The sequence below is a fragment of the Variovorax sp. dw_308 genome, from assembly GCF_019207085.1.
Lineage (GTDB): Bacteria > Pseudomonadota > Gammaproteobacteria > Burkholderiales > Burkholderiaceae_C > Variovorax.
Genome location: NZ_JAATOM010000016.1, coordinates 59,856 through 84,205 on the forward strand (window position 1 = coordinate 59,856; position 24,350 = coordinate 84,205).

Consider the following 24,350-nt stretch of genomic DNA (forward strand, 5'->3'; position numbering starts at 1 on the left):
GGGAATGCCGGGATGATCTCTGCCACCACGCCACTGCACATCGGCATCGTCGGCTGCTCGGCCGAAGGCGCCGCCCTTTGCTACAAGACCATCTGCGTCGAAGGTGCCCTGCTGCTCGGCCCGCATGCGCACCCCGAGGTGTCGATGCACACGGCCTCGCTCGCCGACTACGTGCGCTGCCTGGAACGCGGCGACATGCAGGGCATCGCCGGCCTGATGCTGGCCTCGGCCCACAAGCTTGCGCGGGCCGGCGCCGACTTCCTGGTCTGCCCCGACAACACCATCCACCAGGCGCTACCGCTCGTCGCGCCGGCCTCGCCGCTGCCGTGGCTGCACATCGCGGAAGTGGTGGCGGCCGAAGCGCAACAGCGCGGCTTCCGGCGGCTCGGCCTGCTCGGCACGCGCTGGCTGGTCGACAGCGATGTCTATCCGGAAAAGCTCAAGTCGCGCGGGCTGCAGTACGTGCGCCCGACCGCCGCCGAGCGCGACGACAGCAACCACATCATCATGGACGAGCTGGTGCGCGGCATCTTCAAGCCGGGCTCGGTGGCGCGCTACCAGCGCGTGATCCAGCGCTTGAAGGAAGACGAGGGCTGCGACGCTGTCGTGCTGGGCTGCACGGAGATTCCGCTGGTGATCGACGACAGCAACGCGGATCTGCCCACGCTCGACTCCACGCGCCTGCTGGCGCGGGCGGCCTTGCGCAGGGCGGTCGGGACGTCCTGAACGTCGAGTTCGGCCGGGTTCTGGCTACGAGGCATCGCGACCGGATGAATGTTTGGCAATGCTTTACGAGGAGGCTTGAAGTCCATACAATGTTCAACGGTGTTAAACAAAAGGAGGTGACGCGATGGAAGTGGTGCTGAGGAAATATGGAAACAGCACGGTGGCGGTCATGCCGCCTGCCGTGCTACGCGACTTGGGCCTGAAGTCGGGCCAGACGATGAGCCTGGAAACGACTGCGGAGGGGAGCATCGTGCTGTCTCCCAAGCGCCGTTTCACGTTGGCCGAGTTGCTGAGTCAATGCGATGCAAAAGCTGCGCCGCCGGCGGACATGGCGCTGTGGGACGCGTCCAACCCAGCGGGCAACGAGGTATGGTGAAAGCGGCCGGCTTCGATCGAGGCGATGTCGTGAGCGTGAGCCTGAACCCCATCGTCGGACATGAAACCCGCGGTCAGCGCTTTGCGTTGGTCTTGACGACGAAGGAGTTCAACCGCCTTGGAGATGTGCTGGTGGCACCCATCACGCAAGGAGGCGACTATTCGCGCTACGCAGGCTTTGCGGCGTCCCTCATGGGGACTGGCTGCAAGACGCAAGGCGTCGCACTGATCAACAAGATCCGCATGCTCGACCTTGCAGCCCGTGGGGCGCGCAAGGTCGAGCGCGTTCCACAGGAAGTCGTGGACGACGCCTTGGGACGTTTGATGGCGCTGTTCGAATAGCTCGAATCCGGTGGTTTCAGCAGCTCGTTCTCGACGCAACTGGCGACCGAAGGCGAGCAGCCTCCGGCAGTCCGCTCCAATGCGAGGTTGAGCGCATGGCGTTTACTTCAGGACGAGTGCAAGCACGAGCATGAAGACAATGAGCGCCGTGGGGATGGCGAACGCCAACCACGCAGCACTCGCCAAGCTAAAGCCGCCGCCCCCGCGGGACCACGCTCAACTGCATCGTCGCCGTCGCAGGCGCCGCGGTCAGCGTGGCCTGCTGCGGCGCGATGTCGATGAGCTGGTCCGCATGCCAGACCTTGATGATGGCCGCGCCTTCCGGCACGTTGAGCGTGGCCACGCCCTCAGCGTTGGTCAGCGAGGCCCAGGGCGAATCGCTCACGTAGACGTAGCCGCGCATCGAGTTGTGCAGGTGGCAGCCGAGCAGCACCGCGCCGGGCTTGTCGAACACCGCGTCGGCGGACTTCGCGGCCTTGCCATCCGCCTTGCCGTCGATGCGCAGTTCGAAGCCGCCCGCGGCGTCGTCGTTGAACTGCGCGATGCCGGCGGCCGAGGCGCGCACGTGGTGCTCCCACGGATCGTTGTTGACGAAGTGCGCCTTCGCGCCCACCGCCACGACACTCACGGCCGGGACGAAGCGCATGTTCAGCTGGCTGATGACCACGTCCTTCGGCAGGCCGGCGGGCGTGGTGGAACGGCCTGCGCTGACCACCACCACGACCGCGTTGCTGACGGGCTTGCCTTCCTTGTCGAGTACGCTGACCTGCAGCGAGGTGTTGGCTGCCGCGCAACCGGCAAGCGCGAGCAATGCCGCGGCGACGAGGCCGCGTGTCCTGGTCTTCATGGGATCAGCCGGGGATGATGTGCCAGACCTTCAGGTAGTTGTCGCCGTACTTGTCGCCGGGCTCCTGGTCCTCGGGCCAGGTGTAGAGCGGCTTGCCGCGGAAGGCCCACTGCTTCTTGCCGTCGTCCCGGGTGACGAGGGTGTACTCGCCGCCGGGGCTGGCGCCGTCGGCGGCAATGAGTGGCGGCCATTTCCGTGCGCAATCGCCGTTGCAGACCGACTTGCCCGAGTTCGCCACGTCCTTGTCGAAGGTGTAGAGCGTCAGGCCCTTGGCATCGACCAGCATGCCGCCCGCGGCCTTGACCGGCAGCTTGTTCGGCGCCGTCGCGCAACCGGCGAGAACGGCAAGACTCAGGGCAAGGCAGGCAACCAGTTTCATGAACTTCCTCGTCATGGCGTGTGAATGATGGCCCCAGATTACACATTTTGATACATTTGCGCGAGAGGGTCGACCCGAGATTTCGGGTTGCCAGCAACGATCGCGCGTCGCAGCCAGAATCGGCGCATGACCGACCTATCCAATTTCCCCATCACCCGGAAGTGGCCCGCCACGCACCCCGACCGGCTCCAGTTGTATTCCCTGCCCACGCCCAACGGCGTGAAGGTCTCGATCATGCTGGAGGAGACCGGGCTGCCCTACGAGGTGCACCTGGTCGACTTCGGCAAGCACGACCAGCTGACGCCGGAGTTCCTGTCGATCAGCCCGAACAACAAGATCCCGGCGATCCTCGACCCCCACGGCCCGGGCGGCAAGCCGCTGGCGCTGTTCGAGTCCGGCGCCATCCTGGTCTACCTGGCGAGCAAGACCGGCCAGTTCATGCCCAGGGACGACGCGGGCCGCTACGAGACGCTGCAGTGGCTGATGTTCCAGATGGGCGGCATCGGGCCGATGTTCGGCCAGGTCGGTTTCTTCAGCAAGTTCGCCGGCAAGGACTATGAAGACAAGCGCCCGCGCGACCGCTACGTGGCCGAGGCCAAGCGCCTGCTGGGCGTGCTCGACAAGCACCTCGCCGGCCGGCAATGGATCATGGGCGACGAGTACACGATCGCCGACATCGCGAGCTTCCCATGGATCCGCAACCTGATCGGCTTCTATGAGGCGGGAGAGTTGGTGGGCTTCAAGGAGTACACGAACGTGGCGCGGGTGCTGGAGGCGTTCGTGGCGCGGCCGGCCGTGGCCAGGGGGCTGACGATTCCTGCGCGGCCTCAGTGAATAAAACGCGGCAAATCGCGCCTCACCCGCCGCGGCGCGCCCTTGCCGCAGCAAGCCTGGCCTGCAAGCGTGCAATGACGTCTTCGGCCTCGTAGTACCGGCCCGACTTCCGCGCATCGGCGAGCGAACGCATGCCGCGCGCCAAGAACGCGGCCTGGCGTCCGCCCTCGCGTCGTCGTTTGGGGGCGACCGATATTCCGCATCGTCAAAGCCCCGCCCGCGCAGCCCGCACCCGGTCCTCGATCCACTGCGCGAACCCACGCTCCGCCTGCAGCCGGAACGCGTTGCGCGCCTGGTTGCAGGCCGCATGCGCGAGCCGGCGATGCTGCTGCTTGCGGACGCTGCCAAGCGTCGCGTCGTTCAGGTGCTCGATGGTGGCGGATTCGGGCCGGCCGTGCGGCGCGTCGAAATCCATGGGCAGCTTGCACCAGTGGCAGTTGGGGCCGAAGGTGCTTCGGAGGGCTTGGACACTCATGGCTGCGACTGTAGTCCGCGACGCCAGCGCCGCTGGGGGCGCCGGGGGCTGCGGGCGCTGGGAGCTTGGCGCTGCGCTGGGGCGCTTCGCGCGCTCATGGAAGTCGTGGCCATCGGCGGGGCGTTCCTAGGGTTAACCCTTAGCTTTCGCTAAAATTCGTTTCCCATTACGGGTCGCCAACGCCCTTCAGGCGCATCATCCAGACCCCAAAACCGACGGCGTCACGCCGCAGACGGAGACACCATGTTCGGCATCGACAAAGACATTTTCCTGATGGCCGACGCGCTCGTGGCCATCGTGCTCCTGATCCTGCTGATCACGCGCTGGCGCTTCCATCCGTTCATCGCGCTGACGCTGGCGGCCGGCTTCCTCGGCCTGACCTCGGGCATGCCGGTCAGCCTGCTGATGAAGTCCTTCCAGGACGGCTTTGGCGGCGTGCTGGGCTTCGTCGGCATCGTGCTCGGCCTGGGCACGATGCTCGGCAAGATGATGGCGGCCTCGGGCGGCGCCGACCGCATCGCGCGCACGCTGGTCGACGCCTTCGGCAAGGAGCGCGTGCACTGGGCCATGATGTTCGCGGCCTTCATCGTGGGCATTCCCCTGTTCTTCGAGATCGGCTTCGTGCTGCTGATCCCGCTGGTGTTCATCGTGGCGCGGCGCACGGGTGTGTCGATCATCAAGGTCGGCATTCCGCTGCTGGCGGGCCTGTCGGTGGTGCATGGCCTGGTGCCGCCGCATCCGGGCCCGATGATCGCCATCGGCGTGTTCGGCGCCGACATCGGCAAGACCATCTTCTACGGCCTGCTGATCGGCCTGCCGACCGCGATCATCGCGGGCCCGATCTTCGGCAGCTTCATTGCGAAGTACGTGCCGGGCAACCCGTCGGAAAAATTGATGGCGCAACTGGGCGAGGAGCCCGAGACGCGCGACCTGCCGGGCTTCGGCATCACCCTGCTCACCGTGCTGCTGCCGGTCGGGCTGATGATGCTGAAAGCACTGTCGGACATCCTGCTCGACGAGAAGAACATCGTGCGCCAGTGGATGGACTTCATCGGCAACCCCATTACCGCGCTGCTGGCGGCATTGCTGCTGTCGATCTACACCTTCGGCTTCAGGCGCGGCTTCGATGCAAAGCAGATCCTGAAGCTGGTCGACGAGAGCCTGGCGCCGACGGCGGCGATCATCCTCATCATCGGCGCGGGAGGCGGCTTCAAGCAGATGCTGATCGCCAGCGGCGTGGGCGACGCGATCGGCAAGATGGCGCTGCAGGCGCATCTTTCGCCGATCCTGCTCGCCTGGCTGGTGGCCGGTGTGATCCGCGTGGCGACGGGCTCGGCCACGGTCGCGACCATCACCGGCGCCGGCATCGTCGCACCGCTCGCCACGCTGGTGCCGGGCGTGAACCGCGAGTTGCTGGTGCTGGCGACCGGGGCCGGCTCGGTGATCCTCTCTCACGTCAACGATGCGGGCTTCTGGCTGGTCAAGGAATACTTCAACATGAGCGTGCCGGAGACCTTCAAGACGTGGACCGTGATGGAGACGCTGGTGTCCGTCGTCGCGCTGGTCTTCATCCTGTTGCTGAACATGGTGGTTTGACGACCGCTGGATGCGGATAGAGTGACGACCGGCGCTGCGCCGTGCGGCGCAAGGACTGAGACTGTGAGACCCGCATGACCACCCGCATCGCCATCGGCGTCGACATCGGCACCACCAGCACGAAGGCCGTCGCATTCAGCATCGCGGGCAAGGTGCTGTCCCATCACGCGGTCGACTACCCGCTGCTGCGGCCCGAGCCGGCCGCGGCGGAACAGGACCCGGAGCAGATCTACCAGGCCGTGCTCGCGGTGATCGCTTCCTGCGTCGAGCAGTGCGGCGCGGCGCCGGAAGATGTGATCTGCGTCTCCTTCAGCGCGGCGATGCACAGCCTGATCCTGGTGGACGGCGCGGGCGCCCCGCTGACCCACAGCATCACCTGGGCCGACAACCGCGCTGTGCGCTGGGCCGAGCGCATCAAGACCGAATGGAACGGCGACGCGATCTATCGGCGCACCGGCACGCCGATCCATCCGATGTCGCCGCTGGCCAAGCTGGTGTGGCTGCGCCATGACCGCGCGGCGTTGTTCGGCAAGGCGGAGCGCTTCGTCGGCATCAAGGAGTACGTGTTCTTCCGGCTGTTCGGGCGCTGGCTGGTCGACCATTCGATCGCCTCGGCGACCGGGCTGTTCAACCTGTCGACGCTGGACTGGGATGCCGAGGCGCTGGCGCTGGCCGGCGTGAAGCCGGAGCAGCTGCCGCAGCCCGTTCCGACGACCGAGCATGTCGCGGGACTGGCCCCGGCGGTCGCCACCCGATTGGGCCTGGCGGTGGACACGCCCTTCGTGCTCGGTGCCAACGATGGCGTGCTGTCAAACCTCGGCGTGAATGCGATCTCGCCGGGCGAGGTGGCCGTCACCATCGGCACCAGCGGCGCGATGCGCACGGTGGTCGACAAGCCGATGACCGATCCTTCCGGACGCACCTTCTGCTATGCGCTGACGCAGCGGCACTGGGTGGTCGGCGGGCCGGTGAACAACGGCGGCATCATCCTGCGCTGGGTGCGCGACGAGTTCGCGGCGTCCGAGGCGGAAACTGCCAAGCGCCTGGGCATCGACACCTACGAGGTGCTCACGCGGATTGCGGAGCGCGTGCCGGCCGGAGCCGAAGGACTGCTGTTCCACCCCTTCCTCGCAGGCGAGCGCGCGCCATACTGGAACGCCAACCTGCGCGGCTCGTTCTTCGGCCTGGGCATGCACCACCGCAAGGAGCACATGATCCGCGCGGCGCTGGAGGGCGTGATCTTCAACCTGCACAGCATCCTGCCGGCCGTCGAGTCGATCATCGGCCCGAGCACCACGATCAAGGCCACCGGCGGCTTCGCGCGCTCGGGCCTGTGGCGCCAGATGATGGCCGACGTGTTCGACCGCACGGTGGTGGTGCCCGAGAGCTTCGAGAGCTCGTGCCTGGGCGCCGCCGTGCTCGGCCTGTATGCACTGGGCGAGGTCGATTCGATCGAGGTGGTGGCCGGCATGGTCGGCGCGACGCACCGCCACACGCCGAATCCGCGCAACGTGGCGGTGTACCAGCGGCTGCTGCCGATCTATGCGGCCGTGCCGGAGAAACTGGCGGCGGAGTACCGGGCGATTGCGGCGTTCCAGCAGGGTGAGTGACCCGCGCCCGTTCCCGCTTCACGCGACTTTGCAATCAAGCGCAGAACAAGGCGGAGCGCCGCAGACAGTGCTGTAGCACGGCAAGGCGATCCAAGGCAGTTATGCGATTGATTGCGAAGTCGCATCAGTCCCCCTTGCGCCAGAACCGTCGTGCCTTGGCAAGTTGGCGCAGCGCCTTGCGGCAGGCGCGTGCGCCCGCTGGCTGTTGCGCCGCCAGCCAACCCACGGCAAACCAGGCATGCGGATCGGTCGCGGCGGCTTCGCGGTACGCCGCCATGGCGACGACCTCGTCGTTGAATTCGCCGAGCGCGTCCTGTGCCGGCACCAGGCTACCAACGTAGCGCTTGACCTCCGCCTTGTCGAACAGCGGCGCCACGAACTCAGCCAGGTAGCGCAGCCGCTTGAGGCGCTTGCGGGTGCGGTGCTGTTCGTCGGCCGGGAGTTGCTCGAAGCGCTTGCCGTCTCGCACGACCTGCTTGTGAAGCCTGCCCAGCCGCGCTTGCAGGACCTGCCGTGTCGCGGCGGCATCGACCACGGCCGGCGCGTCCTCTTCCGCAGGCGAGGCCGTGAACCCGATCAACGACACCAGCACGCGCTGGAACGCCGGCGCTCGCACGACCTCGCCTGCGGACGGGGCCGCCTGCGCGCCGTCGCCGGCAGGCTTCATGTCGATGGCCGGCGCGCCGGCCGCATCAAGGCGGGGCTGCATGTCCGACAGCAACAGCGCACGATCGCGCTGCGCGCCGAGCACGCGGAACACCTCGACGAGTGGCGCTTCCCAGGCCGCATCGAAGCGCCCCGGCGCCAGCGCGTCGAGTTCGCGCAGCGCGGTGCGGGTTCGCCGGATGCCGATGCGCAACTGGTGGATCACCTCGGCGTCCTCGCTGCCCGCGGCGATGGCACTGGCGTTGGGGAGCATGTGGGCGAGGCAGGCGGCCAGCACCGCGCGTTGCACCGACTCGCCGGATATCGCGTCTGTCGCGCCGAAGACGGGCGGCGACGACTTGAGCGCCCGCTCGCCCTCTTCATCGGCCATCAGCCGCTGCCCGCGCTCAGCCTTGGTGACCGTGCTGAACCAGAGCCCGTGCCGTTGCGACCAGCGCAGCGCGAGCGCGACCAGGTCCTGGACGCGGCCGTCGACCAGTTCCAGTTCCAGCTCGCAGACCTGCGACGCCCGCCCCTCGTGGCCATCGCCGGGCGGGGTCATGACCTTGCCGGTGTCCAGCGCCAGCTCGATGGTCGTGTCGCCTTCGCGTTCGTGGCGCGCCAGGCGCCAGATGTCGGTGCCGAAGGTCTCGACCAGTGCAATCGCCCCATGGTCCAGCAGCTTGTCGAGCAAGTCGCCGACCGGCGTGCCCGCGTGGCGTTGCGCGTCGGGCTCCGGCCGGGCCCCGCCGCTGCCGCCCAGGTCGACGTTGTGTTCGAGCCGGTGCAGCGGCCCGTCGCCGAGCGCCTTGGCCGTCTGCACCCAGCGCTGCCCTTCCTTGCGCAAGCGCAAGGCCATGCCGCGCGACGCGAGCGCGCCGTCCTTCGTGTCGAAGTAATGCGCCTGCATGTGCTGGCGCACGGCCTTGGCGGCGCGCACCTCCTGCTCGACCGCCTTGAGATGCCGCGCAGGCACCTGGAACTTGAATTCGATTTCCATGATCGCTCTTCGGATGGGGCCTTCGAATGTTTGCACGACCGGCGGCGCTTGTGCACGGGACCGTCACGAATTGCTGGCGCAGCCCACGCTAACATGCCGTGGCGTCCAGGCTCCAGACCCCATCCAACATGCAGTCACCTGAGGGAGAAGCGTTTCCCACGGCATTCCAGGCCGTGCTGCTGTATGTCGCGCTGCTTCTGTGCGAGCTGTTCGTCGGTGCGGCCCTGCGCGACATGCGCAGCCTCACCCGGCTCACCCCCGAGCAGATCAGCGCCCTCACGCTGGTGCTCGCCAACGGCTGCGTGTTCGTGGTGGTGATGCCCTTCCAGAACATCAGCTATCGCAGCCTGTTCCATCATTCGTCGGCATCGCGCCGGGCCACGCTGGCGCTGGTGGTGCCGCCGGTCCTGCTGCTGGTGCCGGCGCTGATGCTCACGATCTCGACCGCGCTGGCGCTGCTGGTGCGCATCGCGCCCATGTCGGCTTGGGAAGAAACGCTGTTCCAGCGCATGGGCGACAGCGGCATCGCATCGCTCATCGCGGCATGCATCCTGGCGCCGGTGCTGGAGGAGATGCTGTTCCGCGGCATCGTGTTGCGCGGCTTCCTGCGGCAGTATTCGCGCTGGCATGCGATCCTGGGCTCCGCCGTTCTCTTCGGCGCGGCGCACCTGAACATCTACCAGTTCGTGGTGGGCATCGCGATGGGGGTGGTGCTCGGCTGGCTCTACGAGCGCACGCGCTCGCTCATCCCCTGCATCGCGCTGCATGCAGCCTACAACAGCGGCCTGGTCGCGATGGGGCGCCTGGTGGACAGCCAGTCCGCCCACATGTCGGCGGCCGCTGTCGCCGTGGTCTGGCTGGTCTCGCTGGCGGCCGCCGGATGCGGCACGATGGCGCTGCGGCGCATGCTGTCGCCGCGGCCACGCTGACCAGGAGCGCCTGGCCACCCAGCCAGTTATCGCAAGCTTGCGCGCGTCCACGCCCCTAGAGTGGCCCTCACCATGCAGTACACCCACGAGCACCTCGAGATCCAGAAGACCATGCGTCGATTCATCGACGACGAGATCAACCCGCACGTCGACGAATGGGAAGAGGCCGAGGCCTTCCCCGCGCACCAGGTGTTCAAGCGTATGGGCGAGCTGGGCCTGCTCGGTCTGAACAAGCCAGAGGAATTCGGCGGCGGCGGGCTCGACTACTCGTATGCGATGGCGCTGGCCGAGGCGCTGGGCCACATCAGCTGCGGCGCGGTGCCGATGGCCATCGGCGTGCAGACGGACATGTGCACGCCGGCGCTGGCGCGCTTTGGCAGCGACGAGCTGCGCCGTGAATTCCTCGCGCCGGCCATTGCGGGCGACATGGTCGGCTGCATCGGCGTGAGCGAGCCCGGCGCCGGCAGCGACGTGGCCGGTCTCAAGACCCATGCACGCAAGGACGGCGACGACTACCTCATCACCGGCCAGAAGATGTGGATCACCAACAGCTTCCAGGCCGACTGGATGTGCATGCTGGTCAACACCAGCGATGGCTCGGCGCACCGCAACAAGTCGCTGGTGATGGTGCCGATGAACCTGCCGGGCATCGAGCGCGCCAAGAAGATCCGCAAGATCGGCATGCATTCGAGCGACACCGGTCTCATCTACTTCGACGACGTGCGCGTGCCGCAGCGCTATCGCATCGGCGAGGAGGGCCAGGGCTTCGTCTACCAGATGCAGCAGTTCCAGGAGGAGCGGCTGTGGTGCGCCGCCAGCTCCCTTGAACCGATGGAGGATTGCATACGGGACACCATCGAATGGGCGCAGCAGCGCAAGATGTTCGGCGGCTCGCTGGCCGACCAGCAATGGGTGCAGTTCAAGCTGGCGGAGCTGAAGACCGAGGTGGAGGCCCTGCGCGCCCTCACCTATCGCGCTTGCGACCTGCACGTTCAGGGCCAGGACGTGACCGAACTGGCGTCCATGGCCAAGCTCAAGTGCGGGCGCCTCACGCGCCAGGTGGCCGACACCTGCCTGCAGTTCTGGGGCGGGATGGGGTTCACGTGGGAGAACCGGGTGTCGCGGCTTTATCGCGACGGGCGGCTGGGGTCGATCGGCGGCGGGGCGGACGAGGTGATGTTGGGCATCCTGGCGAAGACGATGGGGATTGCGAAGCGGCCGGTTCGGTAGCGAGTGGTTCTGCCCGGAGTAGGGCGAGCGGGCTGAGCATGCCTCGCCCCCCATGTGAGAACGTGGGGCGTGTCGTTGCAATCTGCTCGCTTGGTTCGCGCAAACTGGACGCGCAACTGCGCCGAACGCCCCGGTTATGTATCGAGACCGCCACGTCGTGTTCCACCGCGAGGTGCGACAAGAAGGCCTTGGTGCTGCCCGTTTCGAAACTCACGTTCGCCAGCTTGAGGTTCTGGATCAGCCAGGCATCCGTGTCCTCCCGCGTGCCGAAGCCGCGCTCGGGGGCTGCGGGCATTGCCGGCGGTGGCTGATGCTGGGATGAAAGCCGCTGGGGCCGGGTGCGCTGCTTGCTGCGCTGCAACGAGGCGGTGCAGCCGAAAACGGTGTGGACCTGGAACTTGATGCGTCACCGTCGTGTTGCCAGACGCCCTCTGGCGCACCAGTTGATCTTCGAGCCGATGTCCCCCGGCGAGTCTCGGTCCACGCCTTAACTTCAACGTTGAGCGTGCTTAGTAGTGATACCGGAGTTGTGCGATCAGAAGGGCATCGCCTTCGACCTTATAGACAATGCGATGTTCGTCCGTGATCCGGCGAGACCAGAATCCGGCGAGCGCATGTTTGAGGGCCTCGGGTTTGCCAATGCCGCCAAACGGATCTCGCTGGATTTCCTGAATCAGCTTGTTGATGCGCTCGATCATCTTTCGATCTTGCTTCTGCCAGTAGCGGTAATCGTCCCAGGCTTCTTCAGCAAAAATCAACTTCACTCGGTCAGTTCCCGCTCAACGCCTTTGCCTGCGCCCAACTGGGTCAATGCGGAAATCAGGCGCTTGGCGTTGGCCGGATTGCGCAGCAGGTATGCCGTTTCTTCCATGGCCTGGAAATCTTCAAGCGAAAGCATCACCACAGCCTGTTCGCCGTTGCGCGTGATGATCAGCGCTTCATGATCATTGCAAACTCGATCCATGGTGCTGGCCAGGTTGGCGCGTGCAGCCGAGTAGGTGATGGCATCCATTGGAAAACTCCTGTATGTACGTGTTATTGTACGTATGCCTATGTCTGCTGTCCATCAGCAGGCATCGTTTCAGTCCCACATGGACGGGGCCATCGAGCAGCCGATCGCAGAGAAATGACGCTTGGTGAATAACGCGGCCAACGTCGCCAACGAGCGGGCGGCTTCCGCAGGCTTTTCTCCCTCATGGCCCGCATTGTTTTGCGCGGTTGCCGTCTTCACTGCCAGCGGCCCGGTTTCGCAATGGCACCAGACCCGGCCCGGCTCACGCGCGCCGCGACTCCAACGGCGTCACGCTCAGGTAGAGCGGCTGCGCGCCGCGAAGGATGCGCAGCACGCAGAGCTTGCCGATGCGCGACTCGTCGAGCAGGCGCTGCAGGTCGTCCACGGTGCGCGCGGGCGCGCCATCGATGCCGACGATGAGGTCATCCGCCTTGAGGCCCGCGATGGCGGCCGGCGAGCCGGCCTGTACCTCGGACACGCGCACGCCGGCATCCTGCTCGACTTCGAGAAAGCGCGCGACGCGGCGTGACATCGGCACGGTCGAGCCCGACAGCCCGATGTACGCGCGCCGCACCCGGCCATGCGCGAACAACTGGCCCACGACCCACTTGGCGGAGTTCACCGCCACTGCGAAGCAGATCGCCTGCGCGCCGGGAATGATGGCCGTATTGACGCCGATCACGCGACCGCGCGTGTCGAGCAACGGACCGCCCGAGTTGCCCGGATTGAGGGCCGCATCGGTCTGGATCACGTTGTCGATCATGCGTCCGGCGTTCGATCGCAGCGACCGTCCCAGCGCGGAGACGATGCCGCTGGTCACCGTGTGGTTGAAACCGAGCGGATTGCCGATCGCGATGGCGATCTGCCCGACACGCAGCCGCGACGAGTCGCCGAGCTCGACGTGCGACAGCGAGCGACTGGCGCCGATGCGCAGCACGGCGAGATCGGTCTCCGGGTCTTCGCCCACGAGTTGCGCGTCGCTGCGCGTGCCGTCCGGCCGCACCACCTCGAGCGAGGACGCGCCGTGCACCACATGGCTGTTGGTCAGCAGGTAGCCGTCGGGCGTGAACAGGAAGCCGGAGCCGGCGCCACTTTGCCGGCCGCGGCCACCGCTCTTGTGCGCGGCGATGTAGACGACCGCGTCCTGCACCTGCTCGACAGTGGAGGCAACCGTCTCGGAGTAGGCATCGAGAAGGTTGTCGTCTTCGGTGAAGTCTGGTCGTGCGCCCATGTTGCGTTCCCGTAAGTTCCCCAATTGGCGACCGTTCCGGCAAACGCAAGACCCGACGCTTGCGCCCCTTCAGGCCATCGCCGCCTCGAACTGCCGGTAGAGCGCCGGCTGGAACCACCGCTCGCGCGCGCCGTAGCGGCGCTCCTGCGGAATCACCGGCACATCTTCATGCTCGGCCGCCGAATGGAAGGTGAGTTCGAGCTGCACCCCGTTCGGGTCGTAGATGAAGAGCTGCCACAGCGGCGTGGCGGGCACGAGGTTCTCTCGGTAGGCCAGGCCATAGCGCTCGAACCTGGCCTTGAAGGCGCTGTAGCCCTGGCACACCACCGACACATGGTCGATGGCGGCAGTGCCCGTCTGCACCGAGCCGTCGGACTCCTTCGCGGCATCGCCCGCATAGAAATGGAATATGGCCTCCGCACCCGGCTGCGCGGGCTTGAGCCATGCACCGGGGAAGCCGATGGGCGGCCGGTCGGCGACCACCATGCCGAGCACCTCGGTGTAGAAGCGCACCGTGGCCTCCAGGTGGGCCGTCTTGATGGCTGTGTGGAAGAGTTGACCGAACAACATGGCGTGTGTCTCCTGCGGTCGCAAAGGTGGCGACGAGGTTAGGAGTGCGGCCAGCGCGCGTCAACTGGTCAGGCCAATCGTTGACTTCGGATTTCCGCCCCCGCATCATCGACGCCCACCCACGGAGACACAGCACATGAAGACCATCAAGGGGCCTGCCATCTTCCTGGCCCAGTTCGCCGGCGACGCCGCGCCGTTCAACTCGCTCGACGCCATTGCCGGCTGGGCCGCCGGCCTCGGCTACAAGGGCGTGCAGATCCCGAGCTGGGACGCGCGCCTGTTCGACCTGAAGAAGGCGGCCGAGAGCAAGACCTATTGCGACGAGGTGAAGGGCACGCTCGCCTCGCACGGGCTGGAAATCACCGAGCTCTCGACGCACCTGCAGGGCCAGCTCGTCGCGGTGCATCCCGCCTACGACGCTGGCTTCGACGGGTTCGCCGCGGCCGAAGTCCGCAACGATCCGGCCAAACGGCAGCAATGGGCGGTCGAACAATTGCACTTTGCAGCGAAGGCTTCGGCCAATCTCGGGCTCACCGCGCACGCGACCTTTTCCGGCGCGCTGGCCTGGCCGTACCTGTACTCCTGGCCGCCGCGTCCGCCGGGGCTCATCGAGGCTGCCTTCGACGAACTCGCGAAGCGCTGGCTGCCGATCCTCGATGCCTTCGACAACGCCGGTGTCGACGTCTGCTACGAGATCCATCCCGGCGAAGACCTGCATGACGGCGTGACCTACGAGATGTTCCTGGAGCGCGTCGGCGGCCACAAGCGCGCCTGCCTGCTCTACGACCCGAGCCACTTCGTGCTGCAGCAGCTCAACTACCTCGACTACATCGACCACTACCACGAGCGCATCAAGATCTTCCACGTGAAGGATGCCGAGTTCAACCCGACCGGCAAGCAGGGCGTGTACGGCGGCTTCCAGTCGTGGATCAACCGTGCGGGGCGCTTCCGGTCGCTGGGCGACGGGCAGGTCGATTTCGCGGCGATCTTCTCGAAGATGGCGCAGTACGACTTCCCCGGCTGGGCGGTGCTGGAGTGGGAGTGCTGCATCAAGCACCCGGAGGACGGCGCGCGCGAAGGCGCGACCTTCATCGCCGATCACATCATCCGCGTGGCCGACCGGGCCTTCGACGACTTCGCGGCGGGCGGCATCGACACGGCGGCCAACAAGAAGATGCTGGGCGTGGACTGACACCCTGTCGCCGTCGCATGACTTAGAGTGACGGCAACATGCTTGCCAACCTCACCCCCTTCCTCCTTCACTGGGCCATCACGGCCGTCTCCCTCTGGATTGCCAGCCTGCTGTTCCGCGGGCTCAAGTTCGACAGCACCGGCGCGCTGATCGGCTCCGCCTTGCTGCTGGGCCTGGCCAACGCCATCGTGAAGCCGCTCCTGATCGTCCTGACGCTGCCGCTCACGCTGCTGACTTTCGGGCTGTTCCTGCTGGTCATCAACGCGCTGATGATCCTGCTGGTGGCGGCGCTGGTGCGCGGCTTTCGCGTCTCGGGCTTCTGGACAGCGCTGTTCGCGAGCGTCTTCATCTCGGTGCTCAGCATCGTGATCGGCGGCTTCTTCGTGGGCGGCACGCCGGACACGCAGATCCGGATGCCCAGCAGCGGACAGTGGCTGTAGTCAGGTTTGTGACACGAAATTCGCTATCGTTTTGATAGCGCAAAAATAGCGCTACGCGTTAGTGCGTAGAGGCATGGTCAGCCATTGGTCAGGATAAGGAGCCGATGCTTCCCTGACTAACTGGGGACACATCCGCATGCGCATCAAGAGTCAGACCGACTTCTTCTCGGGAGTCATGTTCGCCGCCGTCGGGGGCGCCTTCGCCATCGGCGCCACCACCTACAACATCGGAGACGGCGCCCGCATGGGGCCGGGTTACTTCCCGCTGATGCTCGGCATCATCCTGGCGATCCTCGGTGTGATCATCATGGCCGAGGGGCTGATCGTCGAGACCGCGGACGGCGAGCCGATCGGCAAGTGGGCCTGGAAGCCGCTGTTCTTCGTGATCCTGGCCAACCTGGCGTTCGGCGTGCTGCTCGGCGGCCTGCCCAGCATCGGCGTGCCGGCCATGGGCATGATCATCGCGATCTACGCGCTGACGATCATCTCCAGCCTGGCCGGCGAACACTTCAAGCTGCGCGACGTGCTGGTGCTCTCCACCATCCTCGCCGTCGGCAGCTACATCGCCTTCATCTGGGCGCTGAAACTCCAGATCCAGGTCTGGCCCACGTTCATCACGGGCTGAGGAGACCTGCAGCATGGAACTCGTTCATAACCTCTCGATTGGTTTCGGTGTCGCCTTCACCTTCACCAACCTGCTGTATTGCCTGGTCGGTTGCATCCTGGGCACGCTGATCGGCGTGCTGCCGGGCATCGGGCCGGTCGCGACCATCGCGATGCTGCTGCCCGCCACCTATGCGCTGCCGCCCGTGTCGGCGCTGATCATGCTGGCCGGCATCTACTACGGGGCGCAATACGGCGGCTCCACCACCGCCATCCTGGTCAACCTGCCGGGGGAATCGTCATCGGTGGTGACGTGTATCGACGGCTACCAGATGGCGCGACAGGGGCGCGCGGGGCCTGCGCTGGCTGCCGCCGGCCTGGGCTCGTTCTTCGCGGGTTGCGTGGGCACGCTGATCCTGGCCGCGTTCGCGCCGCCGCTGACGGAACTGGCCTTCAAGTTTGGGCCGGCCGAGTACTTCTCGCTGATGTGCCTGGGCCTGATCGGCGCCGTGGTGCTGGCCTCGGGCTCGCTGATCAAGGCGGTGGCCATGATCGTGCTGGGCCTCTTGCTCGGCATCGTCGGCACCGACGTGAACTCGGGCGTGGCGCGCTTCAGCTTCGACATCCCTGAACTCACCGACGGCATCGGCTTCGTGGTGATCGCGATGGGCGTGTTCGGCTATGGCGAAATCATCGGCAACCTTTCGCAGCCCGACGACGAGCGCGAGGTGTTCACCGCCAACGTGAAGGGCCTGTGGCCCACCGGCGAAGACTTCAAGCGCATGACGCCGGCCGTGCTGCGCGGCACGGCGCTGGGCTCGGCGCTGGGCATCCTGCCTGGCGGCGGTGCGTTGCTGGCGGCTTTCGCGGCCTATGCGCTGGAGAAGAAGATCAAGATGCGCCCGGGCGAAGTGCCCTTCGGCAAGGGCAACATCCGCGGCGTTGCATCGCCGGAGTCGGCCAACAACGCCGGCGCGCAGACTTCGTTCATTCCGCTGCTGACGCTGGGCATCCCGCCCAACGCCGTGATGGCGCTGATGGTGGGTGCGATGACCATCCACAACATCCAGCCGGGCCCGCAGGTGATGACCAGCAACCCCGAGCTGTTCTGGGGCCTGATCGCCTCGATGTGGATCGGCAACGCGATGCTGATCGTCCTGAACCTGCCGCTGATCGGCATGTGGATCAAGCTGCTGACCGTGCCCTACAAGTTCCTGTTCCCGGCGATCGTGCTGTTCTGCGCGATCGGCGTGTACTCGACCAACAACAACACCTTCGACATCTGGATGGTGGCGGCCTTCGGCTTCATCGGCTATTTGTTCCTGAAGCTCAAGACCGAGCCGGCGCCGCTGCTGCTGGGCTTCATCCTCGGGCCGATGATGGAAGAGAACCTGCGCCGCGCGCTACTGCTGTCGCGCGGGACGTGGACGGTGTTCGTGACGCGGCCGTTGTCGGCAGGCTTGCTGCTGGCGGCGCTGCTGTTGCTGGGGATCGTGCTGCTGCCTTCGATCAAGGCGAAGCGGGAAGAGGCGTTTGTGGAGGAGTGAGTGAGTGTTGGGGCCGCGGGATTCGCGGCGCCATGAGAGGAGCCGCCTGAGGGCGGCTTTTTCATGGCCGCGTTTGCGGTCAACCGAGAAGACGAGAGGGCGCTGCAATTTGAGACCCCATCCGGGACGGCGTTGGTATTCCCAAAAAGTGATGATTCACCCGGCGTAAAGGCTGGATAACCTGCAACCTGATTCCGGCTGGTTCGCGGCGTGCTCCGCCCTCGGATGACTTTGAAATGGATGCCGCACTCCAGCCGGGCGATGAAGGATTCCAATGACTCGCAACCGTCGTCCCCCATCAACTGGCCATGCCCTGGCTATCGCTCGTTGGGAGTCCAACCAGGCTGCATGGCTAGACGGGAAATACTTCGCATTGACATCGAGACGCCACGATCTCCAGGATCTCGTGGGCGATAGCGGGACGCTCTGGATCGTCGTCTCTCGCCGGGGGCATAGCGGTCAACGCATGTATTCGCTGTCTTTCCGGCTGGACAATTGCCGCCGCTTCACGTTCCTAAATTCCAGGATCTTTGGAAAGCATGGGGTCGTCGCCGAGCCGGACGACTCGACCTTGTTCGCTGCCAACGACGCTAGGCTCCTGCTGCTCGCGCTGCGCTTCGAGCCGTACCTGCCCATCGATCATCAGGACGATCGGCTGAAGGTCATCGGACAGAGCATTCAGACCCCGCGCGGATTGGACGCCGCGGACGTCAGGCTGCTGGAGCGTTTTTCGGCGGACGCCGATCGATGGAGTGTCTTCGTCAGCTACCAGCGGACTGATACTGACACCAGGGTGGCCGCTCGTCTTTCCAGTTCACTGCAGTCGAGCGGCGTCAATGTGTTCCGTGACCAAGAGGCGCTGAGGCCTGGCGAAGAATGGGAGCCAACGCTGCAGCGCGCAATTGGCCGCAGCAGGATCCTGGTCCTCGTGGTCGGCGGCTCGACGCACGAGTCGGTCAACGTCAAGAAGGAAGTGCGCTTTGCACGCGACAACGGGATTAGCGTCATTCCCTTTGTGGCGGGCGGCTGTCTCAATAATTGGACCGACTTTGAACTGAAGAAATCGAACGCAATCTTTTGTGGATCGAGCATTTGGGCCGATGCTGTCGGGGGTGTTCTTCACGCGCTTCAGAAGATTGCGTAGATCGAACAGACCTGCAAGGAGAGACACATGCAAGCCAACCAGCCACTCGCCTTCGTCAGCTACAGACGCACCGACAGTTCGGCTGCATCGAGGTGGCTCGCGAACACACTCGCGCGAACCTTTGGCGCCCAAAGCGTCTTCATCGACACGGAGTCCATCCGAATGTCCGACGACTGGGCTGACGAAATCGACCGGGCTCTCAAGGCCGCAACGCTGTTGATTCCGGTCATCGGCCCCCGATGGCTTTCCGCACAAGACAAGGATTTCCGCCGACGAATAGACAACCCGCATGACTGGGTGTTCCAGGAGATTCGCCACGCACTGGCGTCAGAGGTGCGGATCTTGCCGGTGCTGCTTTCTCGCACATCCAGGCCCGAGCGCGGAGCACTCCCGAAGGGGATACGAGATCTTTCTCGCTCCCAAGAATGCGAGCTGCGCGACGAGCACTGGGAGAAGGACCTCTCGGACTTGCTTGCGCAGATGGGTAAGTTGGGACGACGCACTGCAAGGCCTCCCAGGCTGGGATTCCCGCGTCTCCGATCTCGCTGGTGGCGCGGGACGTCAGCGCACCGAGATCTGCAAGTCGTACGAGTTCGCCTCATTCGAAGATGCAGTGGCGTTTATGGGGGCGGCCGTTCCGAAGATCGCCGAGCTTCAGCACCATCCTCGATGGCCAAACATCTGGCGAACCGTGTCCGTCTGGCTCAGCACCTGGGACGTCGGACACAAGCCATCCGCGCTGGACCTGGAAGTCGCTGCACACCTCGACTTGCTACGGGCCACGTATCCGGCTTCGAGGCTCAAAAGGTCTTGAAGGATCGCGGAGCAGGCCCCATGACCGATACGCTCGCCACGTTTCGTCAGGCTTCCATCATTGTTGACGCCCCTTCCGTGCATGGCGAAAGGGCGATGCCCACCTCCACCTCGAACGGCATTCGGTCCAGCACATCCGCCTGCACGTCCACGCCAGGCGGCACTTCGATCAGCCGCAGCCCATGCGGCGTGAGCTGGAACACGGCCCGCTCCGTCACGTACAACACTTCCTGCCCCTCGGCCCGCGCACGTGCGCCGCTGAAGGTGATGTGCCGCACCTTCTTCACCAGCTTCGACACGTCGCCATGCCGGCGGATGTACACCTCCTCGCCCTCGTGCTCCACCACCAGCCCCTTCGCCTCGAAGGTGCCGCAGAACACCACCTTCTTCGCGCGCTGCGTGATGTCGACGAAGCCGCCCGGGCCGACGATGTTGTCGCCCAGCCATGACACGTTGACGTTGCCCTCCGCATCGAGTTCGCCCATGCCGAGGAAGGCGATGTCGACGCCACCGCCGCTGAAGAAGTCGAACTGCTCGGTCGACTTGACGATGGCGCTCGGATAGCGGGTCGCGCCGAACAGGTGGCCGCCGAGCAGTTCGCCGTTGTGCGGGCCTTGCTCGATGGTGGTCCATCCGATCTCCCTGCCCTCGGCTTGCGCCACCGCCGGCACACCGTCTGGCAGCCCGAAGCCGAAGTTGACGCAGGCGTCGGCGCGCAGTTCCTTCGTGGCACGCCGAGCGATGAGGTAGCGCACGCCCTTCGGCAAGGGCATGGCGGCGCAGGTGGCAGGTGCACGTTGCAGGCCGCTCATGCTGAGGTCGTAGTCGGCCCCCGTGGTCTGGGTCTGCGCGGCGAACTGGCAGACCATGTCGACCAGCACGCCGGGCACGCTGACGTCGCGCGCTGGCGAGATGGATTCGTCGAGCACGTCGCGCACCTGCGCCAGCACCTTGCCGCCGCAGTTGTGCGCCGCCATCGCTGCGGCGAAGACGTCCATCTCCGACGGCTCCTCTCGCGACGTGAGGTTGCCTTGCGGGTCGCAAGCCGTGCCGCGGATCAGCGCGAAGTCGACCTGGATCGGCTTGTACCAGAGCAGTTCCTTGCCGCCGAGCTGGATCAGCTCGACCAGGTCGTCGGTCGCCTTCTCGTTGCAGCGCCCGCCGCCGTGACGGGGGTCCGCGAAGGTATGAAGGCCGATGTGCGTGACCAACCCGTGGCGCCCCGCGCCCGTCTCGCGCAACAGCGTCTGGATCGGTCCGGCCGGCAGCGTGTAGGCCTCGATCTCGTTGTTGCGGGCCAGGTCCTGCATGGCGGGCGACCAGGTCCAGTGGCCGCCGATCACGCGCTTGACCATGCCCTTGTGGGCGAAACGGGTGATACCCGTTTGCACGCCGTCGCCAATGCCCAGGCCATGGATCAGCGTGAGGTTGCACGGATGCCCCGTGGCAAGAAAGCGCTTCTCGATCGCCTGCGCGATGTGATCCGCCTCCTGCAAGCCACCGCCGGAGCCGCTGAGCACCACGGTCGCGCCGTCGAAAACTTCGCTCACCATCTGGTCCGCGCCAACGATTCGTACTTTTTTCATTGCACTTCCTTGTGATTGCGCTTGACCGACGGGCCAAACGTCTGCCATGATTGTAATAACTAACCAGTTACATACATCAGGGTTGACCCTGAATCACAGGAGACAAGCATGAAATTGACGATGGAACACACACAAGTCGCCGACATGGCAAGGCGCTTCGCCAACGAGGTCATTCGCCCGCAAGCGGAGCGGCTGGACCGGGAGGAAGCCTTCGCCGGCGACATCTACACCGCGATGGGCGAGAGCGGCCTGTTCGGCATCACGGTGCCCGACACCTACGGCGGCGCCGGCCTGGATTGCCTGGCCTACAGCATCGTGATGGAGGAACTGAGCCGCGGCTACGGCTCCATCGCCGACCAGTGCGGCTTGGTGGAACTGCTGACCACCCTGCTCTGCACGCACGGCACCGACGCGCAGAAGGCGCAGTGGATCGAACCACTGATCCGCGCGCAGAAGCGTGGCGCCTACTGCATCACCGAGGCGGGCGCGGGCTCCGATGTGTCGGGCGTGAAGACCACCGCGGTGCGCCAGGGCGACGGCTGGGTGCTCAACGGCGCCAAGCTGTGGATCCACAACGCGCCGGTGGCCGACGTGGCCTTCGTGTTGGCCCGCACCGACCCGGCCGCCGGCAAGCGCGGCATGAGCATCTTCATCGTCGACTGCCATTCGGCCGGCGTCTCGCGCGGGCCCAAGGAACACAAGCTGGGGCAGCGCTCGTCGCAAGTCGGCGAGCTTGCCTTCAACGATGTCGTGCTGCCGGCGGACGCCATGCTGGGCACTGAAGGCCGCGGCTTCCACATGATGATGAGCGTGCTGGAGAAGGGTCGCATCGGCATCGCCTCGCTGGCCGTGGGCATCCTGCAGGCGGGGCTCGACGCATCGGTCGAACAGGCCAGGATGCGCAGGCAGTTCGGCGCGCCGATCTCCGAGTTCCAGGGCATCCAGTTCATGCTGGCCGACATGGCCAAGGACACCGAGGCGGCGCGCCTGCTGGTGCGCTCGGCCGCTTCGAAGATCGATGCCGGCGAGGACGCCACCGCCGCATCGTCGATGGCCAAGTGCTTCGCCGGCGATGCGGCCGTGACGCACAGCTCCAATGCGATCCAGATCTTCGGCGGCAGCGGCTACATCCGCGGCTACGAAGTGGAGCGCCTGTACCGCGACGCCAAGATCACGCAGATCTACGAGGGCACCAACCAGATCCAGCGCGTGATCATCGCGCGCAACCTGCTCAAGGCCTGACATCATGAAGAAAACAGCCATCGTGAGCGGCGCATCGCGCGGCATCGGACGCGCCACCGCACTCGCCCTCGCCGCCGAAGGTTTCGACATCGCGGCGCTGGCCTGGAAGGACGGCGAGAAGCTCGAGCAGCTCAAGGCCGACATCCTCGCCACCGGCCGCCATTGCCAGGTCTACGAGATCGACATCGCCGACCGCGCCAGCCACCAGCCTTTCGTCGATGCGGTGGTCGCCGAATTCGGCGAGATCCATTGCATGGTCAACAACGCGGGCGTGTCCGTCATGCAGCGCGGCGACCTCCTCGACGTGAGCGAAGAAAGCTACGACCGCTGCTTCGACACCAACACGCGCGGCACCTTCTTCCTGTCGCAGGCCGTGGCCCGGCACATGGTCGCGCAGCAACGCAAGGACGACATCTACCGCAGCATGGTGTTCGTCACCTCGTCGAACGCGGCCGCCGCGACGGTGGAGCGCGGCGAGTACTGCATGTCGAAGATCGCGCTGCACATGGCCTCGCGGCTGTTCGCGATGCGCCTGGCGCCGCTGGGCATCGGCGTGTTCGAAGTTCAGCCTGGCCTGATCCTCACCGAGATGACCGCGCCGTCGAAGCCGAAGTACGACGCCCTCATCGCCAACGGCATGACCATCGAGCCGCGCTGGGGCATGCCGGAAGACGTGGCCCGCGTGATCCGCACGATGGCCGCCGGGCTGCTCCCCTACACGGTCGCGCAAGAGGTGCGCGTGGACGGCGGCCTGCTCATCCAGCGCTTCTGAATCCGATAAGACACATTCAAGGAGACACGACAACATGGCCGAACTCAAGCTCCCCGGCACCGATGGCCGCCTCACGCCCTACCGCCTGCAAGGCACGCCCCGGACCGCGCAAGCGCCGGCCTGCGCCTTCAACCGCGTGGTGTTTTCCGCGGCCCATGTGGTGGCTGACCCGTTCGCCGACGTGGCGCCGTCGAACGGCGGCAAGATCGATTGGGAGGCCACGCTGCAGTACCGCCGCTACCTGGCCGAACTGGGCCTCGGCATTGCCGAAGCGATGGACACCGCGCAGCGCGGCATGGGCCTCTCATGGGCCGACTCGCTCACGCTGATCCGCGAGACGCAGAAGGCCCTGAGCGGCACCGGCGTACCGGTCTACAACGGCTGCGGCACCGACCACCTCGACCCGGCCACCGTGCGCACGCTCGACGACGTGACAGCGGCCTACCTGGAGCAGGTCGATGCGATACAGCAATCCGGCGGCCGGCTGATCCTCATGGCGAGCCGTGCGCTGGCCCGCGTCGCGAAGACGCCCGACGACTACCTCAAGGTGTACCGCACCGTGCTGGCGCGTGCCGAGCATCCGGTGGTGCTGCACTGGCTCGGCAGCATGTTCGACCCCTCGCTCGCTGGCTACTGGGGCACCGACGACCTCACCGCCGCGCGCGATGTCGCGCTGCAGGTGATCGCCGAATCGACCGCCAAGGTGGACGGCATCAAGATCTCCCTGCTCGACAAGCAGCGCGAAATCGACATGCGCCGCATGCTGCCCGCCAGCGTGAAGATGTACACCGGCGACGACTTCAACTACCCCGAACTCATCGCCGGCGACGAGGCGGGCTATTCGCATGCGCTGCTCGGCATCTTCGACGCGATCGCGCCGGCCGCATCGCATGCGCTCGTCGCGCTCGCGCAGGGCGACAAGCAACGCTTCCTCGACACCCTCGAACCGACGGTGCCACTGTCGCGCCGCATCTTCGGCGCGCCGACGCAGTTCTACAAGACCGGCGTCGTCTTCCTCGCGTACCTGAACGGCCACCAGTCGCACTTCGTGATGCTGGCCGGCCACCAGGCGATGCGCCCGCTGCCCTACTTCGTCGACATCTTCCGCATGGCCGACCAGGCCGGCCTTCTGCGCGACCCCGACCTCGCCGCGTCGCGGATGCGGCAGTTCCTCGCGTTCTACGGCGTTCAGGGCTGAAGGAGCCAATGC

At 65.9% G+C, this 24,350-nt stretch carries 26 protein-coding genes and 1 pseudogene; 18 read left to right on the top strand and 9 right to left on the bottom strand.

The annotated features are described in order from the left end of the window. The first annotated feature begins 12 nt into the window (after nt 1–12). The 3 genes from HCU76_RS25360 to HCU76_RS25370 all read left to right on the top strand — a co-directional run bounded on the left by HCU76_RS25360 (nt 13) and on the right by HCU76_RS25370 (nt 1,443). Nucleotides 13–726 (top strand): aspartate/glutamate racemase family protein, encoded by a 714-nt coding sequence (locus HCU76_RS25360; protein ID WP_218510960.1) that lies wholly within the window; start codon nt 13–15, stop codon nt 724–726. Between the two features lie 124 nt (nt 727–850). Further along, nucleotides 851–1,102 (top strand): AbrB/MazE/SpoVT family DNA-binding domain-containing protein, encoded by a 252-nt coding sequence (locus HCU76_RS25365; protein ID WP_213952792.1) that lies wholly within the window; start codon nt 851–853, stop codon nt 1,100–1,102. Beyond that, nucleotides 1,096–1,443 (top strand): type II toxin-antitoxin system ChpB family toxin, encoded by a 348-nt coding sequence (locus HCU76_RS25370; RefSeq protein ID WP_218510961.1) that lies wholly within the window; start codon nt 1,096–1,098, stop codon nt 1,441–1,443. The genes HCU76_RS25365 and HCU76_RS25370 overlap by 7 nt, the downstream gene beginning before the upstream one ends. 187 nt (nt 1,444–1,630) lie before the next feature. Here the strand turns inward: HCU76_RS25370 and HCU76_RS25375 are convergent, their stop codons facing one another. Continuing rightward, on the bottom strand, nt 1,631–2,290 hold the full coding sequence (locus HCU76_RS25375; protein WP_218510962.1) for a plastocyanin: 660 nt from the start codon (nt 2,288–2,290) through the stop codon (nt 1,631–1,633). 4 nt (nt 2,291–2,294) lie between these two features. Continuing rightward, a complete protein-coding gene (locus HCU76_RS25380) occupies nt 2,295–2,669 on the bottom strand; it encodes a hypothetical protein (protein ID WP_218510963.1) in 375 nt (124 codons plus the stop codon). 126 nt (nt 2,670–2,795) lie between these two features. Between HCU76_RS25380 and HCU76_RS25385 the strand changes: the two genes are divergently transcribed. Next, complete coding sequence (locus tag HCU76_RS25385; RefSeq protein ID WP_218510964.1) at nt 2,796–3,503, top strand: glutathione S-transferase N-terminal domain-containing protein; 708 nt, start codon at nt 2,796–2,798, stop codon at nt 3,501–3,503. Between the two features lie 205 nt (nt 3,504–3,708). Here HCU76_RS25385 and HCU76_RS25390 read toward each other — a convergent pair whose 3' ends face one another. Then, nucleotides 3,709–3,918, bottom strand: coding sequence for a hypothetical protein (locus tag HCU76_RS25390; RefSeq protein ID WP_256354431.1), 210 nt, complete (start codon nt 3,916–3,918; stop codon nt 3,709–3,711). Between the two features lie 303 nt (nt 3,919–4,221). On the opposite strand from HCU76_RS25390, the gene HCU76_RS25395 reads away from it, so the two are divergent. Together HCU76_RS25395 and gntK are read left to right on the top strand one after the other, a co-directional pair. Further along, nucleotides 4,222–5,574: a GntP family permease gene (locus HCU76_RS25395; RefSeq protein WP_213952786.1), complete on the top strand. Its 1,353-nt coding sequence runs from the start codon at nt 4,222–4,224 to the stop codon at nt 5,572–5,574. Nucleotides 5,575–5,648: 74 nt separating this feature from the next. Beyond that, nucleotides 5,649–7,184, top strand: coding sequence for a gluconokinase (gene gntK, locus HCU76_RS25400; protein ID WP_213952785.1), 1,536 nt, complete (start codon nt 5,649–5,651; stop codon nt 7,182–7,184). Between the two features lie 124 nt (nt 7,185–7,308). Here gntK and HCU76_RS25405 read toward each other — a convergent pair whose 3' ends face one another. After that, nucleotides 7,309–8,829 carry a CYTH and CHAD domain-containing protein gene (locus HCU76_RS25405; RefSeq protein ID WP_218510965.1) on the bottom strand — a complete coding sequence of 507 codons (1,521 nt, stop codon included), beginning with the start codon at nt 8,827–8,829 and terminating at the stop codon, nt 7,309–7,311. Nucleotides 8,830–8,957: 128 nt separating this feature from the next. Here HCU76_RS25405 and HCU76_RS25410 point away from each other — a divergent pair, with 128 nt between their 5' ends. Further along, nucleotides 8,958–9,758 carry a CPBP family intramembrane glutamic endopeptidase gene (locus tag HCU76_RS25410; protein ID WP_218510966.1) on the top strand — a complete coding sequence of 267 codons (801 nt, stop codon included), beginning with the start codon at nt 8,958–8,960 and terminating at the stop codon, nt 9,756–9,758. Between the two features lie 72 nt (nt 9,759–9,830). After that, on the top strand, nt 9,831–10,988 hold the full coding sequence (locus HCU76_RS25415) for an acyl-CoA dehydrogenase family protein (RefSeq protein WP_218510967.1): 1,158 nt from the start codon (nt 9,831–9,833) through the stop codon (nt 10,986–10,988). A 509-nt stretch (nt 10,989–11,497) separates the two neighbouring features. Here HCU76_RS25415 and HCU76_RS25420 read toward each other — a convergent pair. The 4 genes from HCU76_RS25420 to HCU76_RS25435 form a co-directional block, all read right to left on the bottom strand. After that, a complete protein-coding gene (locus tag HCU76_RS25420; RefSeq protein WP_213952781.1) occupies nt 11,498–11,752 on the bottom strand; it encodes a Txe/YoeB family addiction module toxin in 255 nt (84 codons plus the stop codon). Next, on the bottom strand, nt 11,749–12,000 hold the full coding sequence (locus tag HCU76_RS25425) for a type II toxin-antitoxin system Phd/YefM family antitoxin (protein ID WP_213952780.1): 252 nt from the start codon (nt 11,998–12,000) through the stop codon (nt 11,749–11,751). Before HCU76_RS25425 ends, HCU76_RS25420 begins: the two co-directional genes overlap by 4 nt. Before the next feature lie 262 nt (nt 12,001–12,262). Next, complete coding sequence (locus HCU76_RS25430) at nt 12,263–13,231, bottom strand: S1C family serine protease (RefSeq protein ID WP_213952779.1); 969 nt, start codon at nt 13,229–13,231, stop codon at nt 12,263–12,265. Nucleotides 13,232–13,300: 69 nt separating this feature from the next. After that, nucleotides 13,301–13,801, bottom strand: coding sequence for a VOC family protein (locus HCU76_RS25435; RefSeq protein WP_218510968.1), 501 nt, complete (start codon nt 13,799–13,801; stop codon nt 13,301–13,303). Between the two features lie 136 nt (nt 13,802–13,937). Here HCU76_RS25435 and HCU76_RS25440 point away from each other — a divergent pair, with 136 nt between their 5' ends. The 7 genes and pseudogenes from HCU76_RS25440 to HCU76_RS37280 all read left to right on the top strand — a co-directional run bounded on the left by HCU76_RS25440 (nt 13,938) and on the right by HCU76_RS37280 (nt 19,541). Continuing rightward, nucleotides 13,938–14,993: a sugar phosphate isomerase/epimerase gene (locus tag HCU76_RS25440; protein ID WP_218510969.1), complete on the top strand. Its 1,056-nt coding sequence runs from the start codon at nt 13,938–13,940 to the stop codon at nt 14,991–14,993. A gap of 38 nt (nt 14,994–15,031) precedes the next feature. Continuing rightward, entirely contained in the window at nt 15,032–15,433 is a 402-nt protein-coding gene (locus tag HCU76_RS25445; RefSeq protein ID WP_213952776.1) for a phage holin family protein, read from the top strand. Nucleotides 15,434–15,569: 136 nt separating this feature from the next. Next, nucleotides 15,570–16,058, top strand: coding sequence for a tripartite tricarboxylate transporter TctB family protein (locus HCU76_RS25450; RefSeq protein ID WP_213952775.1), 489 nt, complete (start codon nt 15,570–15,572; stop codon nt 16,056–16,058). Between the two features lie 13 nt (nt 16,059–16,071). Next, nucleotides 16,072–17,583, top strand: coding sequence for a tripartite tricarboxylate transporter permease (locus tag HCU76_RS25455; RefSeq protein WP_218510970.1), 1,512 nt, complete (start codon nt 16,072–16,074; stop codon nt 17,581–17,583). Nucleotides 17,584–17,857: 274 nt separating this feature from the next. Beyond that, entirely contained in the window at nt 17,858–18,727 is an 870-nt protein-coding gene (locus tag HCU76_RS25460; RefSeq protein ID WP_218510971.1) for a toll/interleukin-1 receptor domain-containing protein, read from the top strand. 27 nt (nt 18,728–18,754) lie between these two features. Continuing rightward, nucleotides 18,755–19,183: pseudogene (locus HCU76_RS37275) on the top strand (toll/interleukin-1 receptor domain-containing protein); the annotation flags it as partial. Nucleotides 19,184–19,199: 16 nt separating this feature from the next. Then, nucleotides 19,200–19,541: a 4a-hydroxytetrahydrobiopterin dehydratase gene (locus tag HCU76_RS37280; protein WP_218510972.1), complete on the top strand. Its 342-nt coding sequence runs from the start codon at nt 19,200–19,202 to the stop codon at nt 19,539–19,541. A 46-nt stretch (nt 19,542–19,587) separates the two neighbouring features. On the opposite strand, the gene HCU76_RS25475 is transcribed toward HCU76_RS37280, so the two are convergent. Beyond that, nucleotides 19,588–21,126 carry an acyl CoA:acetate/3-ketoacid CoA transferase gene (locus HCU76_RS25475; protein WP_218510973.1) on the bottom strand — a complete coding sequence of 513 codons (1,539 nt, stop codon included), beginning with the start codon at nt 21,124–21,126 and terminating at the stop codon, nt 19,588–19,590. 108 nt (nt 21,127–21,234) lie between these two features. Between HCU76_RS25475 and HCU76_RS25480 the strand changes: the two genes are divergently transcribed. The 3 genes from HCU76_RS25480 to HCU76_RS25490 are packed head-to-tail and all read left to right on the top strand — an operon-like array spanning nt 21,235 to nt 24,338. Continuing rightward, nucleotides 21,235–22,368: an acyl-CoA dehydrogenase family protein gene (locus HCU76_RS25480; protein WP_218510974.1), complete on the top strand. Its 1,134-nt coding sequence runs from the start codon at nt 21,235–21,237 to the stop codon at nt 22,366–22,368. 4 nt (nt 22,369–22,372) lie between these two features. Further along, nucleotides 22,373–23,140 carry a 3-ketoacyl-ACP reductase gene (locus HCU76_RS25485; protein WP_218510975.1) on the top strand — a complete coding sequence of 256 codons (768 nt, stop codon included), beginning with the start codon at nt 22,373–22,375 and terminating at the stop codon, nt 23,138–23,140. 34 nt (nt 23,141–23,174) lie between these two features. Next, nucleotides 23,175–24,338 carry a dihydrodipicolinate synthase family protein gene (locus HCU76_RS25490; RefSeq protein ID WP_218510976.1) on the top strand — a complete coding sequence of 388 codons (1,164 nt, stop codon included), beginning with the start codon at nt 23,175–23,177 and terminating at the stop codon, nt 24,336–24,338. Nucleotides 24,339–24,350 lie beyond the last annotated feature (12 nt).